Origin of the sequence: Stutzerimonas stutzeri (assembly GCF_000590475.1) — a bacterium.
In the GTDB taxonomy this organism is placed as follows: Bacteria; Pseudomonadota; Gammaproteobacteria; order Pseudomonadales; family Pseudomonadaceae; genus Stutzerimonas; species Stutzerimonas stutzeri_D.
In genome coordinates, this window is record NZ_CP007441.1 from 2,651,606 (window position 1) to 2,665,334 (window position 13,729).

General features: G+C 59.2%; 13 protein-coding genes. 1 reads left to right on the top strand and 12 read right to left on the bottom strand.

Features of this window, described 5'->3' with window-relative positions:
* Nucleotides 1–77 precede the first annotated feature (77 nt).
* Genes CH92_RS12155 through zwf form a run of 3 tightly spaced genes read right to left on the bottom strand, consistent with a single transcriptional unit; the run spans nt 78 to nt 2,915 of the window.
* On the bottom strand, nt 78–728 hold the full coding sequence (locus tag CH92_RS12155; RefSeq protein WP_025242040.1) for a bifunctional 4-hydroxy-2-oxoglutarate aldolase/2-dehydro-3-deoxy-phosphogluconate aldolase: 651 nt from the start codon (nt 726–728) through the stop codon (nt 78–80).
* Nucleotides 729–745: 17 nt separating this feature from the next.
* The gene (gene pgl / locus CH92_RS12160) at nt 746–1,459 is read right to left on the bottom strand and encodes a 6-phosphogluconolactonase (protein ID WP_025242041.1); all 714 of its coding nucleotides are present in this window, start codon (nt 1,457–1,459) and stop codon (nt 746–748) included.
* The gene (gene zwf / locus CH92_RS12165) at nt 1,446–2,915 is read right to left on the bottom strand and encodes a glucose-6-phosphate dehydrogenase (RefSeq protein ID WP_025242042.1); all 1,470 of its coding nucleotides are present in this window, start codon (nt 2,913–2,915) and stop codon (nt 1,446–1,448) included. Before zwf ends, pgl begins: the two co-directional genes overlap by 14 nt.
* A 152-nt stretch (nt 2,916–3,067) precedes the next feature.
* Between zwf and CH92_RS12170 the strand changes: the two genes are divergently transcribed.
* Complete coding sequence (locus tag CH92_RS12170) at nt 3,068–3,931, top strand: MurR/RpiR family transcriptional regulator (protein WP_025242043.1); 864 nt, start codon at nt 3,068–3,070, stop codon at nt 3,929–3,931.
* Here CH92_RS12170 and CH92_RS12175 read toward each other — a convergent pair whose 3' ends face one another.
* From CH92_RS12175 to CH92_RS12215, 9 genes are all read right to left on the bottom strand, one after another.
* On the bottom strand, nt 3,932–4,123 hold the full coding sequence (locus tag CH92_RS12175) for a DUF1289 domain-containing protein (protein WP_025242044.1): 192 nt from the start codon (nt 4,121–4,123) through the stop codon (nt 3,932–3,934).
* Between the two features lie 95 nt (nt 4,124–4,218).
* On the bottom strand, nt 4,219–5,442 hold the full coding sequence (locus CH92_RS12180) for a maltoporin (protein ID WP_025242045.1): 1,224 nt from the start codon (nt 5,440–5,442) through the stop codon (nt 4,219–4,221).
* 233 nt (nt 5,443–5,675) lie between these two features.
* Entirely contained in the window at nt 5,676–6,833 is a 1,158-nt protein-coding gene (locus tag CH92_RS12185; RefSeq protein WP_025242046.1) for an ABC transporter ATP-binding protein, read from the bottom strand.
* Nucleotides 6,834–6,842: 9 nt separating this feature from the next.
* Nucleotides 6,843–7,673 carry a carbohydrate ABC transporter permease gene (locus tag CH92_RS12190; RefSeq protein WP_025242047.1) on the bottom strand — a complete coding sequence of 277 codons (831 nt, stop codon included), beginning with the start codon at nt 7,671–7,673 and terminating at the stop codon, nt 6,843–6,845.
* Nucleotides 7,666–8,574, bottom strand: coding sequence for a carbohydrate ABC transporter permease (locus CH92_RS12195; RefSeq protein WP_025242048.1), 909 nt, complete (start codon nt 8,572–8,574; stop codon nt 7,666–7,668). The genes CH92_RS12190 and CH92_RS12195 overlap by 8 nt, the downstream gene beginning before the upstream one ends.
* Before the next feature lie 119 nt (nt 8,575–8,693).
* Complete coding sequence (locus tag CH92_RS12200; protein WP_025242049.1) at nt 8,694–9,962, bottom strand: ABC transporter substrate-binding protein; 1,269 nt, start codon at nt 9,960–9,962, stop codon at nt 8,694–8,696.
* A 116-nt stretch (nt 9,963–10,078) separates the two neighbouring features.
* Complete coding sequence (locus tag CH92_RS12205; RefSeq protein WP_025242050.1) at nt 10,079–11,311, bottom strand: AGE family epimerase/isomerase; 1,233 nt, start codon at nt 11,309–11,311, stop codon at nt 10,079–10,081.
* 231 nt (nt 11,312–11,542) lie between these two features.
* On the bottom strand, nt 11,543–13,003 hold the full coding sequence (locus CH92_RS12210) for an ATP-binding protein (RefSeq protein WP_144380989.1): 1,461 nt from the start codon (nt 13,001–13,003) through the stop codon (nt 11,543–11,545).
* Nucleotides 12,987–13,721 carry a response regulator gene (locus tag CH92_RS12215; protein WP_025242052.1) on the bottom strand — a complete coding sequence of 245 codons (735 nt, stop codon included), beginning with the start codon at nt 13,719–13,721 and terminating at the stop codon, nt 12,987–12,989. The genes CH92_RS12210 and CH92_RS12215 overlap by 17 nt, the downstream gene beginning before the upstream one ends.
* Between the last annotated feature and the right edge of the window lie 8 nt (nt 13,722–13,729).

Sequence of the window (13,729 nt, forward strand, 5' to 3'; positions counted from 1 at the left end):
GGTTCGCCAAAGCACTAGTGAGCTTAGCAACCCGAATCAAGGCGCGCACGGTGTCGGCGCGCCTTGTGACAACAGGCTTAGCGCTTGTCCAGCGCCGCCAGCGCGTCGGCCGTGGCTTGCTGAATACCGGACCAATCGCCGTTCTTCAGGGCCGCGCCGTCAATCATCCAGGTTCCGCCAACGCACATCACGTTGGGCAATGCCAGGTATTGCGCAGCGTTGCTCGCATTGACGCCCCCAGTCGGGCAGAAGCGAACATCACCGAAGGGACCACCGAGTGCCTTGATTGCCGCAACACCACCGCATACCTCGGCTGGGAAAAGCTTAAAACGGCGGTAGCCGAGCGCGTAGCCGCGCATGATATCCGACGCGTTGCTGATGCCAGCCAACAACGGTACCGAGCTGTTCACGCCCGCTTGCAAAAACTCATCCGTGCAACCCGGCGAGACGATGAATTGCGCGCCTGCTGCCTCGACTTCGTCCATCATCCGCTTGTCTAGCACCGTGCCTGCGCCCACGCATAGTTCGGGTCGCTCTTCGCGCAGGCGCCGTATGGCGGTGAGACCGTGCGCCGAGCGTAGCGTGATCTCCAGCGCCTTCAGGCCGCCCGCGGCGAGTGCATCGGCCAACGGCAAGATCTGCTCCTCGCTGCCGATGGTGATGACTGGAAGGATTCGGGCTTCGGTGCAGATCTTTTCGATCAGTGCGTTTTTCTGGTCCATGGTCATGGAAAAGTCCTCGGGCCTCACGGGCACCAGTAGATCTCTAACGGGGAATGCAGGAATGCGCGGATGGGCATCTGCCAGGTTTCGAGCTGCATTGCCTGACACAGGGTTTCCAGCTTGGCTGAACCCTGAATGGCCAGACACTGAACGCGCGCGGAGGCCAGCAGCGAATAGGTCATGCTGATGCGTTGTTCTGGATTGACAGGTGCCCGCATTGGCAGGCAATGAGCTGCTCCATCGGGATCGATCCCCTGGGCCAGCAATGGACTGTTCGGAAACAGCGAAGCGGTATGGCCGTCACTACCCATGCCGAGCACCAGTACATCGATAGGCTGGCGTAGATCATTCAATCGCTGACCTGCTAGCCGGGCGGCCTCCTCCAGTGTTTCGGCCGGCTGGTACAGCCCGAGCATCTGCGCATCGGCCGCTGTGTTCTGCAACAGATGGCGGCGTACCAGGCCTTCGTTGCTGTCGGCGTCGTTGACATCGACCCAGCGCTCGTCAGCGAGACTCACCTGCACCTTCGCCCAGTCCAGTTGGCGCGTCGACAATGCCTCGAAAAAGGCGATGGGGCTGCGTCCGCCAGACACCACCAGACTGGCGCAGCCATGATTGTTTATGGCGTAGCGCAGTGCCTCGGCGACCCGATCAGCCAACACCCGGGCCAACTGATCGGGATCAGGAAGACTATGTGTAACTACGCCCGATGGCAGCTCAAGTTCAGAGATCGCCATACCAAGACCTCCCATCACGTGTGATCAAGGCGATGGACGCGACAGGCCCCCACGACCCGGCGGGATAGGCTTTCGGTGCGTCACCGAGGCGTGACCAGCCATCGATGAGCTGGTCACACCATTTCCAGGCGTACTCGATCTCGTCTTTGCGCACGAACAGGTTCTGATTGCCCTGCATGACCTCAAGCAACAAGCGCTCATAGGCATCGGGGATGCGCGAACTTTTGTAGGTTTCGGAGAAGTTCAGCTGCAACGGCCCACTGCGGAGGTGCATGCCCTTGTCGAGCCCTTGTTCTTTGGTCATCACCTGCAACGAGATACCCTCGTCCGGCTGCAAGCGGATAATTAGCCGGTTGCTGATCAGCGAGCGCTGCTCAGGCGCGAAAATATAAAATGGCGGCTCTTTGAAATGGATGACGATCTGCGAGACTTTTTCGGCCATACGCTTGCCGGTGCGCAGATAGAACGGTACACCCGACCAGCGCCAGTTGCAGATATCGGCACGCAGCGCGACGAAGGTTTCGGTGCTGCTTTCAGCGTTTGAGTTTTCCTCCTCCAGATACCCTGGCACCGCCTTGCCGCCGACCGAACCGGCCACATATTGGCCGCGTACCACTTGCTGACCGAGGCGTTCCGGCGTGATCGGTGCCAGCGCCTTGAGTACCTTGACCTTCTCGTCTCGAATGCTGTCGGCGGTGAGGTCGCTCGGCGGATCCATTGCAATCAGGCACAACAGCTGCAGCAGATGGTTCTGGATCATGTCGCGCAGCTGTCCGGCCTGATCGAAATACCCCCAACGTCCTTCGATACCGACCGTCTCGGCGACGGTAATCTCGACGTGAGAAATGTGGTGCTGATTCCACTGAGTCTCAAACAGGCTGTTGGCGAAGCGCAGTGCAATCAGGTTCTGCACCGTCTCCTTGCCAAGATAGTGGTCGATCCGGTAGATCCGTGTTTCGGGAAAGTATTGGGCGACCGCGTCATTGACCACCTGCGAGGACTCAAGATCGTGGCCGATGGGTTTTTCCAGCACGACGCGGGTCTGCTCGGCCAATCCGGCCGCAGCGAGGTGTTCGCAGATAGAACCGTAAACCGACGCAGGCGTGGCGAAATAAGCAATCAGGGGCACGTCAGACGACACCGCTTCAGCCAGCGCCACATAATCATGCGCATTGCGAAAATCCATGGTGAAGTATTCAAGTCGAGCCTCAAAGCGCGCAAGCGCCGTTTCGTCCAGTTGCGCACCAGGAATGTAACGGCGCAGTGCCTGATCGATCCGCTCCAGATGGACGGCAGGCTCTCCTTTATCCCGCGAAAGCGCCAATATGCGCGTATCGCCATGGAGGAGCCCCGCTCGGTCTAGCTGGTAAAGTGCAGGAAACAGCTTACGCAGAGCCAAATCGCCCAAGGCTCCGAACAAAGCAAAGGTGGTCGCGTCAACAGTAATAGCAGGCATGTTTTTTATACTAACCAAATTAAGCTGCGTGACAGATTCGTTCGCGCAGTTTAAGCGCATAATGTTGTTATTAAAACAACATAACCTGTTTTTTTCGCACTCCGGATGGCATTTCCCAGCCGCCGCGAGCACGGACCCTTGAAAGAAGAGACATGGATCGCATGAAAAATCTCTTGGAACAGATAAAAAATCGGCTCGACGAGCTGAACAAAGCGGAAAGGAAGGTCGCCGAGGTGATACTGAGCGACCCGCAACAGGCCACTCGCTACAGCATTGCGGCGCTGGCACAAGCGGCGAAGGTCAGTGAGCCGACGGTCAATCGTTTCTGCCGATCGTTCGGCGCGGCCGGTTATCCCGTACTCAAGATCCAGCTGGCCCAGAGCCTGGCGAGTGGCGCGGCCTATGTCAGCCGCGCCGTTGAGGCGGATGATGGTCCTGAGGCCTACACTCGAAAGATCTTCGGCAGCGCCATTGCGTCACTGGACAGCGCATGTCAGGCGATCGATCCGCAAGTCATCAGCCATGCCGTGGACCTGATGATCCAGGCGCGGCAGATCCATTTCTTCGGCCTTGGTGCGTCTGCGTCAGTCGCGCTGGATGCCCAGCACAAGTTCTTTCGATTCAACCTACCGGTGACAGCTCATAGCGACGTGCTCATGCAGCGGATGCTGGCGTCGGTGGCGCATACCGGCGATCTATTCGTGATCATCTCCTACACCGGACGCACTCGCGAGCTGGTGGAGGCCGCGACAATCGCGCGTGACAACGGGGCTTCAGTCCTGGGGCTGACCGCTGCTGACTCGCCATTGGCCAAGGTCTGCACGCTGAGCCTGGACATACCCTTGCCGGAAGACACGGACATCTATATGCCAATGACCTCGCGGATCATTCAACTGACCGTGCTCGATGCGCTAGCTGCTGGTGTCACCCTGCGGCGTGGGGTCGATTTCCAGCCACATCTGCGCAAGATCAAGGAGAGCCTGATGGCGACCCGCTATCCGCCCGAAGAAAGCTGATCACCTCTTTTTCTTCCGCGCTTTGTTCAACGCTTTCAGCCGCTCGACGGCCAGCGCGTTGACCGCCTTGCGCTCCTTGTTCTTCATGCCCTTCCAGGCCTTCATCTCGTCCCGGCTGCGTCCGCAGCCGATGCAGACGTCGTCCTTGAGCTTGCAAATACTGACGCACGGGTTCTTCGCCTTGTCGCCCAAAACCACCTCCGATTCAGCTTGAGGACCCTACCGCCTTGGCTAAGTAGAGGCCCTCTTCGCCTGGAGGTTCTAACGGAATCGGACTATCGGCTTGATCAATCCCACCAGTACTCGACCTGCACCCCGAAATTCGAACCGTGCTGATCGCCACCAAAGGCGCCGGTGTCGGACAGCGCACTACCGGCTGCCATCAGGTTGGCCGCGGCTTGAGCCGCTTCGTTCCACTGGGCATAGGTGTAATACAAACGCACTTCGGGGCGTGCCCAAAAGTCGGGACCTGCCGGTGACCAGGTGGGCGCCACGGTAAATTTGGTCAGCTTGCGGGTGCCTTCCGGCGCGTCGATCTGATCGTGGCCGATCTCTGCGACCAGCTTGAATTGATCGGTCAGGGCGTAGACCGGGCGCACACCAACCGAGATCCAGTCCTGATCGCCGCCGTCTTGGCGTTTGTCTTTCTGATAGACCGCTTGGATCTGACCACCAAAACGCGGCGTCACCTGCCAATCGAAATATTCCACTACACGCCAGCTCTTGTCGCTGCTGCCCAGCGTGACATCGCCGGTGTAGCCCAAGCCGGTCCCAGGCCCCTCGCCATACTGCAGCGCGAAGGTATTGCTACCACCGAGAAAGCCGATCTGTTTGTGCTGGGCAGTAACCGACCAACCGCTGTGGGCGTCCTCGCGATCCGGCTCGTCGATATAACTGACGCCGAATTCGAGTTCTCCGCCAGGGTTAGTATCGAAGCCACCGACGTTGAAGTCGTGACGATTGATGTAATTGTCCTGGAAAACACTGTCCTTGCGTGAAAAGGCGTAGCTGTACTTCAGCCCGCCAATCTCCATATCCTCGATACCGGCACCAGTGGCACTCTGGTTCCAATAGTAGAAGTCGGAGATATGGATGTCGTTCCGCTTGTAGAAACGCCGCCCCGCCCACAACGAACCACCATTGAGTGCCGGCACCTTGCTCCACTCGGCGTAGGCTTGCACCATCCGCGCCCAGCCATGATCACCCGTGAATTTCGGCGTGTGGTCATATTCGTTGTATAGCGCCGCCATACCCTCGAGGCTCAGCACCGAGCCATCGCTCAGCGTGAACAGATCCTGACGCAGCCCCAGCTCCGCGTACTGCTCGCACTCATTGCCGAGACGGAACTTGGAAGGGGCTCCCGGCAACTGAAAACAGGCTTGCGAAGCGCTACCGCTCGACTCGCCTACGCCGCTGCGCACGTAACCGTTGAAATCCAATGCCTGAACGGTGAATGGCATGGCGAGACTCGCCAGCGATACCGCGAGGCCCAGGCGTGTGGTTTTTTTCATATCCGCTCCAATTAGCTCTTATTGTTGTTACTGCCGTTGGATCGAGCCGTTGATGGCTCTCCTTACGATCCGCATGCCAGCTATTGCGTGCTGCGGTTCGAATTTTTGCGGCCCAAGGCGTTCGCCTCAAGCCGCTGAAATCAGATTCATCAATAACATTCAGACGGCTATCGCGCCGGTACGCTGACGTCCCGCGACCAAGCCTTTTTTCCACATCGATCCGCTGACTCCGCTCAGCGGGCAACCAGCCGCGTGACCGTTCCGTTGCGGCCCGTTGAACCGTTGTCAGGCTTTACACCCAAACGCTCGCCGGTCTGGGCATCGAAAAGCAGCACTTTGTCGGGCTCGAACCGCAATATCAGGCTCTCGCCCGGGCTGGGCGCTGCATCCGGTGCTAAGCGACAGCAAACCTTGGTTTGGTTGAGGCTGACAAAAATCATCGTATCCGGTCCTGTCGGCTCGATGATCTGCACTTCAGCTCGCAATGCCGGCAGGCTGCCCTGCTCTCCCACGCTGATCTGCTCAGGCCTGATCCCAAGAAGGACGTCGCGCCCGTCCAGCGAGTCGGTATCCGTCAGGTTCAGCGGTAGTTCGCAGCGATCCTGACCACTTTCAAGCAGGGCTCGCCAGCCACCCGCATCGCGACTCAGGCGCAGCGGGATGAAATTCATCGGCGGCGACCCGATGAAGCTCGCGACGAATAAATTGGCCGGGTTGTTGTAAATCTCTTTCGGCGTGCCGAACTGCTGGACGATGCCGTCCTTCATTACCGCCACCTTGTCGCCAAGCGTCATCGCCTCGATCTGATCGTGCGTGACGTAGACGGTGGTGGTCTTCAGCCGCTGGTGCATCAGTTTGATTTCAGTCCGCATCTCCACCCGCAACTTGGCGTCGAGGTTGGATAGCGGCTCGTCGAACAGATAGATCTTTGGCCGCCGCGCTAATGCTCGCCCCATGGCGACACGCTGTTGCTGCCCACCGGACAGCTGTGACGGTTTACGCCCCAGCAGATGTTCGATTTGTAGCAGCTTGGCGACCCGAGACACTTCTTCGTCGATCTTTGCCGCCGGCACCTTGCGCATTTTCAGGCCGAAGGCGATGTTTTCCTGAACGGTCATGGTCGGGTATAGCGCGTAGGACTGAAACACCATCGCGATGTCACGATCCTTAGGGCTTGCGCCGCTGATATCGGCACCGTCGACGCGAATCTCTCCGCCGGAGATTTCTTCCAGACCGGCAATGCAATTCATCAAGGTGGATTTTCCGCAACCCGAAGGTCCGACGAGGATAAGGAACTCGCCGTCATCGATCTTCAGGTCGATGTCCTTTAGTGTTTCATGAGCGCTTCCGGGATAGCTTTTGCGGACATTGCAAAGTTCGAGTGCAGCCATGGTCGTCTCCTAACCCTTGACCGCGCCGGCCGTAAGCCCGCGCAGGAAATATTTGCCGGCGAGGATGTACACCACCAGCGTTGGCAGCCCGGCGATCATTGCCGCAGCCATATCGACGTTGTATTCCTTGGCGCCCGTGCTGGTGTTGACCAGATTGTTCAGCGCCACGGTGATGGGCTGGGCGTCGCCGCTGGCGAACACCACGCCGAAAAGGAAGTCGTTCCAGATCTGAGTGAACTGCCAAATCAGGCAGACCATGATGATCGGGGTCGACATGGGCAGCAGAATTCGTCCGAAAATAGTGAAGAATCCAGCACCGTCCAGCCGCGCTGCACGGACTAGGGCATCTGGCACGCTCACGTAGTAGTTGCGGAAGAACAGTGTGGTAAAGGCGATCCCGTAGACCACATGTACCAGCACCAGGCCGGCCGTGGTGTTGGCCAGACCGAACTTCCCGAGCGTGAAAGAGGCTGGCAGCAACACGGTCTGGAACGGCAGGAAACAGCCGAACAGCAACAACCCGAAGAACAGCTGTGATCCGCGGAAGCGCCACATCGACAGGACATAACCGTTCAAGGCACCAATCGCTGTGGAAATCAGCACGGCGGGTACGGCAATTTTCACCGAGTTCCAGAAGAAACCGTCGACCACGCCCCAGGCCTTGACCCATCCAATTACGGTGAACGCCTCAGGCCAGGACAACAGGTTGCCGGTGCGGATATCGTCGGGCGTCTTGAAGCTGGTCAGCAACATCACCACCAGCGGCACCAGGTACAACGCAACCGCCAGCAACAGCGTGGCGTGGATGGCCAGGCGGCTCGGGCTGAATGTTCTAGTCATGGCGCTTGCCCCGCAGTTCCGAGTAGAGATACGGCACCAGGATCGCCAGGATCGCGCCCAGCATCATCATCGCGCTGGCGGAGCCAATGCCCATCTGTCCACGGCTGAACGTGAAGTTGTACATGAACATCGCGGGCAGGTCGGAGGCGTACCCGGGTCCTCCCCCGGTCATGGCCGCCACCAGATCGAAACTCTTGATAGCGATGTGAGCAAGGATCATCACTGCGCTAAAAAATACTGGCCGAAGGCTCGGCAGGATGATGCGCATGTAGATGCTCGGCAGGCTGGCGCCGTCGATCTGCGCGGCGCGTACGATGGATTGGTCGACGCCGCGTAGCCCAGCGAGAAAGAGCGCCATGACGAAGCCGGAGGCCTGCCATACCGCCGCAATCACGAGGCAATAAACGACGCGGTCCGGGTCGACTAACCAGTCGAAGCGAAAACCTTCCCAGCCCCAATCACGGAGCATCTTGTCGATGCCAAGACCTGGATTGAGCAACCATTGCCAGGCGGTGCCGGTGACGATCATCGACAATGCCATCGGGTACAAATAGACGGTCCGGATGAAGCCTTCACGGCGGATTCGCTGATCCAACAACACCGCTAGAAACACGCCGATCACGAGGCTGATGCCAATAAACAGGCCGCCGAATACCAGCAGGTTCTGGCTCGCTACCCACCAGCGGTCGTTCTCCATCAGGCGGGCGTATTGTTGCAAGCCGACCCACTTGTAGCTGGGCATGAAGCTGGAGTTGGTAAAGGACAGCACCAGCGTCCAGAGGATGTAGCCATAGAAGCCGACCAAGACCACCAACATGGTCGGCGCCACCACCAATTTAGGAAGCCAGCGCTGAAGCGCATCCATGGGTGAGGGCTTGGTCATTACCGTCGCGACACTCATCGGGCATTACCAGTCAAAAGTGAAATCCGGGCCAAACGCCCCCTACGACAGGTCCGCAGTCCTGTCGCAAGGAGTTTTGACGAAGGAGAAAGGGCCGCGGAATATCGGCCCCGCTCAACCTATTGGGCCGACTTGATCGCCGCGTAGAGCTGCGCCCCAGCTTTGCTCGGATCGGCGCTCTTCTCGCTCATGAAGTTGGTCACCACATCGAAGATGGCACCTTGCACCGCCAGGTTGGTGGCCATGCTATGCGCCATGCTCGGCTCCAAATGGCCATTTTTGTCGGCTTCCTTGAAGTCCTTCATCGACGCTTGTGCGCAGCTGTCGAACTTGCTCATGTCCAAGTCGGAGCGCACCGGAATCGAACCCTTGTTCTGGTTGAACACATACTGGAATTCGGGCTCCAGAGCGATCCGTGCCAAGGCATGCTGCGCCGCGACGTCACCTTCGTCCTTGAGCTTGAACATGGCGATGGAGTCGATGTTGTAGGTGTAACTACCAGCAGTGCCGGGCATCGGTACGCACTGATAATCCTTGCCTGCCACTTTGCCGGCGGCCGTCCATTCGCTCTTCGCCCAGTCACCCATGATCTGCATCCCGGCCTTGCCGTCGATCACTTGTGCAGTGGCGAGGTTCCAGTCACGGCCGGCACGATTGTCGTCCATGTAGGTGGAGAGTTTCTTCAGCGCGGTAAACACTTCGGTCATCTGCGCGCTGGTAAGGGTCGCCTCGTCATGCTCGACGAACGCTTTGTGAAAGCCATCGGCGCCCATGATGGCCAGCACCAGACCTTCGAAAACAGTGCTGTCTTGCCATGGTTGGCCACCATGGGCCAATGGTACGAAGCCGGCAGCCTTGAGCTTGTCACCCGCAGCATAGAGTTCTTCGAGAGTAGTGGGCGCCTTGTCGATCCCGGCCTTCTCGAACACCTGTGGATTGATCCACAGCCAGTTGACGCGGTGGATATTCACCGGCACCGCGACGTAGTGGCCATCGTATTTCATGGTGTTGGATACAGTCTTCGACAGCAGGCCATCCCAGTCGTTGGCCTCGGCTACTTCATCGAGCGGACTGAGGAGGTCGAGAGCGCCCCACTCCTGCAAATCAGGGCCCTTGATCTGCGCTGCGCCCGGCGGATTACCGGACACCACGCGAGTCTTCAGCACGGTCATGGCTGCAGAACCTGCGCCGCCGGCGACTGCACCGTCTTTCCAGGTAAAACCGTCCTTGTTGACCAGGTCGCGCAGAACATTCACAGCGGCGGCTTCACCGCCAGACGTCCACCAGTGGACCACTTCGACAGTGCCCTTGGAATCAGCAGCCAGTGCCGAAAGGGGGAGCAAGGAGGCAAGAGAAACAACTGTGGCGAGGCGAGTCATCGCGTTCATTTGGATACCTTTTCTTGTTGTTATGCATGCAAGCACAAGGCTTGCGCTGCATTGGATTCTAAGTCGGATAAATACCTTTGGACGTAACGAAGGGATGCGTATGTGTCACCGCTTCGTTACATAGCAATGAGGGCCGTCGCAAGGCTCGGCGTCAGTGGCAGGCGCGGCAACAACACGGCCTGGTAGGCGTGATAGAGATCGGGTTTGCCCGGCCAGATGCTACTTGCTGGCTGGTTTTCGCTATTGAGTTCATGGTGCCAGCTGCCGTTTTGCAGATCGATGAGATGGCTCGCAGAGAACTCCCAAAAACAACGGTACCAACCCTCATAAAACGATGCCCCTGTGCGTTTGAGCAGCGCCGCAGCCGCTGCGCTGGCTTCGGCGTGTACCCAATGCAAGCGCGCGCGCACCACCGGCTGGCTCGCCCAATCGAGGGAATACACCAACCCAGGGGCACCGTCTGCGTGCCAGGCATCACGGCAGGCCTTGGCGAACAACCCACAGGCATCTTCGAGCAGCCATCCCGGCGCAGCGAGCCCGGCATGCTCCAAGGCGGCTTCCAGGTTCAGCAGCAGGCGCGCCCACTCGAAGCTATGGCCCGGCGTGCTGCCGTAGGGGCGGAACGGGTCGGCACGGTTATCGTCGTTATAGTCCGGCAGCGGACGCCATTCATGATCGAAATGCTCGATCACTACATGTTCACTTGCCGCTGCATGACCATGGATCAGGCGCTCCGCGATGCGCAGGGCGCGAAGCAGCCACACCGTGTTGCCAGTGGCGTCGGCCAGGGCGAGAAAGGCCTCGGTAGCGTGCATGTTGCTGTTGGCGCCCCGATAAGCCTCTTCCTGCTGCCAGTCGTGGCTCAGGCTTTCACGCAAGGCGCCCTCCTCTTCGCTCCAGAAGCGCGTCTCTAGGACCGCGATCGCCTCATCCAGCAAGGCAGGAGCCACAGGACGGCCAGCGACCACTGCGGAACTGGCAGCCAGGGCGACGAAGGCATGCAGGTACGCCGACTTGTCACCCTTGCGCGTTGCATCGGCGAACCAACCGCCGAACTCAGCATCATGCAAGGCGCCTTGCAGCGCGGCGAGCCCGTGGTCGACCAGCTCGGCATACCCAGGAATACCCTGAATGTGCGCCAGGGCAAAACAATGAGTCATGCGCGTGGTATGGATCAACTCAGCGCAGGCGTGTTGCGGAAGATGCCCGCTCGCATCGAGTGGGGCGAATCCTTCGTCGACTCGCGAAGCCCAGGCGAACGGAAGCAGGCGCATGCCTTCGCCAGCCAGCCAGGCCATGTGAGCAGGCTTATGCAGCCAGCTGCCCGAGGGTAATTCAGCAGTTTTCATTACTTTTGTTCCATGCGAGCGAGTGTCTCGTTGCCAGGCAGCATGAGCGGGCAGCGTGGCGACTGTGAGCATTCTGTGACGTCCGGATCGTTCAAAGGCGGAAGCGTGATACGCGTGCGATTGGCGCGTCACTGGGCACTACCAACTCATCGACCCACTGAAGGAGTCTAGAGGGCACTCAGAACCAGCCGGGTAACGAACATGCCCGCCATTGTCACAACTCAGTGACATTCACTCGAGCTTGCGGGGTAGACACAAGGTCACACGAAGCCCGCCTTTCCGCAGATTGCAAAGGCTGACCTCGCCGCCATGACTGTGGGCAATATTGCGTGCGATACCGAGCCCGAGACCATAGCCGGGTTGCTTGGCTGCCAGACGGAAGTTCGGCTCGAACACCTGCTTCAGCCAGGTTTCAGGCACGCCGGGGCCTTCATCATCAACGTGCAGAACGAAGATGTTCTTGTCATCTTCGATAAACAGATGCGCCCGCTCGCCATACTTCAACGCGTTGTCCAGCAGATTGCCGATGCAGCGCTTGAGGGCCAACGGCTTGCCGGCATAGGGCGCGAGCGCTCTGCCTTGAACTGTAACGCGCCCGTTGCCGGCGGGTGCAAGGTAAGGTTCGGTGACACAATCAAGCAGCAAATTGAGGTCGAGCGGTTCGATGTTTTCGTGAATATCCGTGTCCTTGACGCATTGCAGAGCGCCTTTCACCAGCAACTCCAGCTCGTCGAGGTCCCGGCTGAATTTCCCCTGGAGCGTCTCGTCATCCAGGAGTTCAACACGCAGCCGCAGCCGGGTGATTGGAGTACGCAAATCATGGGAGATCGCGCTGAACAACTGGCTACGCTCGGTCAGGTAGCGACCGATGCGTTCACGCATGCTGTTGAATGCCCGACTGACCTCGACCACCTCGCTGCCGCCCGCTTCCGGCAGCAATTCCACCTCGCTACCCAGCGACATTTCTCGCGCCGCGCGCGCCAGGTGTTTGAGTGGTCGGCTCTGCCAGTGAACGAGGATGCCGATAAACAACAGCAGAAAGCTGGTCGTGAGAACGATGAACCAGAGTTGCTGGTTAGGAATCCCTTGATCTTCGAGGCTGACGTAGGGTGCCGGCATCAGCGATGCAAGATAGAGCCACTCGTCAGGGGCGATCTGGATCTGCGTTACCAGTACGGGCGGATTCAGCGGTTCCAGGCTCAATGCGTAATGTGCCCAGGATCGCGGCAGTTCGTCGAGCTTCAGCCCGCCATTGAAAATGCGCAGGTCGTCCGGGCTGACAAAGTTGACCGACATATCGACATTTTTGCCCAAGCGTTCACGCAGCACCTCGTCGACCTGCGCCAGCACCGCCTGCTTGCGTTCGGTGGGCGGCAAAATTTGCATTTCCAGCGGCTTGTCGTTCAGCGATACGAAAAAGCGCGTACCGCCCATGCTGCGCAATTGATCGAGCACCAGCGGCCGATAGCCCAGCGGCAGCGAACGAAAATAGCTGACGCTGGCGGCCATTGAATGCGCCAGACTGCGTGCGCTGGTCAGCAACCCCTCCATCTGACTGGCGCGCAGTTGCGACACCCAGATGAAGCTCGACAGCGCCTGTGCCAGCAACACCACCAGCAGGGTCAGAAAAAGCATTCGTCCGAGCAGCGAGCGCGGCACCGGCAACCACCGACGTCTAGCTGAGCGAGTCATGATGCGGTAACACCTGGGCGGCGAGCAGGTAGCCACTGCCGCGAACGGTACGGATCAATCGCGGGCACTTGCCGGTATCACGCAGGCGCTGGCGCAGACGACTGACCGCCATGTCGACGATCCGATCGAGCGGCATCACCTCGCGGCCACGAGTCGCGTTGGCGATGGTGTCGCGATCAAGTATCTGCTGTGGGTGATCGAGAAAAAGCTTGAGCAAGGCGAAATCGGCGCCGGACAGAAGCACCTCCTCGCCGTCCTGATGGAAGAGCCGGTGGCTGACCATATCCAGCCGCCATTCGTCGAAGGCCAGCACGTCGCTGCCGCGTTCGTGAGCGAAGCTGACCCGGCGCAGCAGGGCCTTGATTCGGGCCAGCAATTCCCGAGGGCTGAAGGGTTTGCCCAGGTAGTCGTCCGCACCCAGCTCCAAGCCAATGACGCGATCGGTCTCGTCGGAACTGGCGGTAAGCATGATAATTGGCATCTGTGCCAGCCGCTGATGGCCACGCACCCAGCGGCACAGACTGAAGCCGTCTTCGTCGGGCAGCATAACGTCGAGAATCACCAAGTCCGCCGTATCGTTGCCCATGGCTTCGCGAAACTGCGCGCCGTCAGCAACGGTGCGCACTCGAAAGCCCGAACGGCTCAGATAGGTTTCCAGCAATTCGCGAATTTCCTGGTCGTCATCGACCAGCAGAATCGATCTTCCACTCTGGCTCACCCGGCATC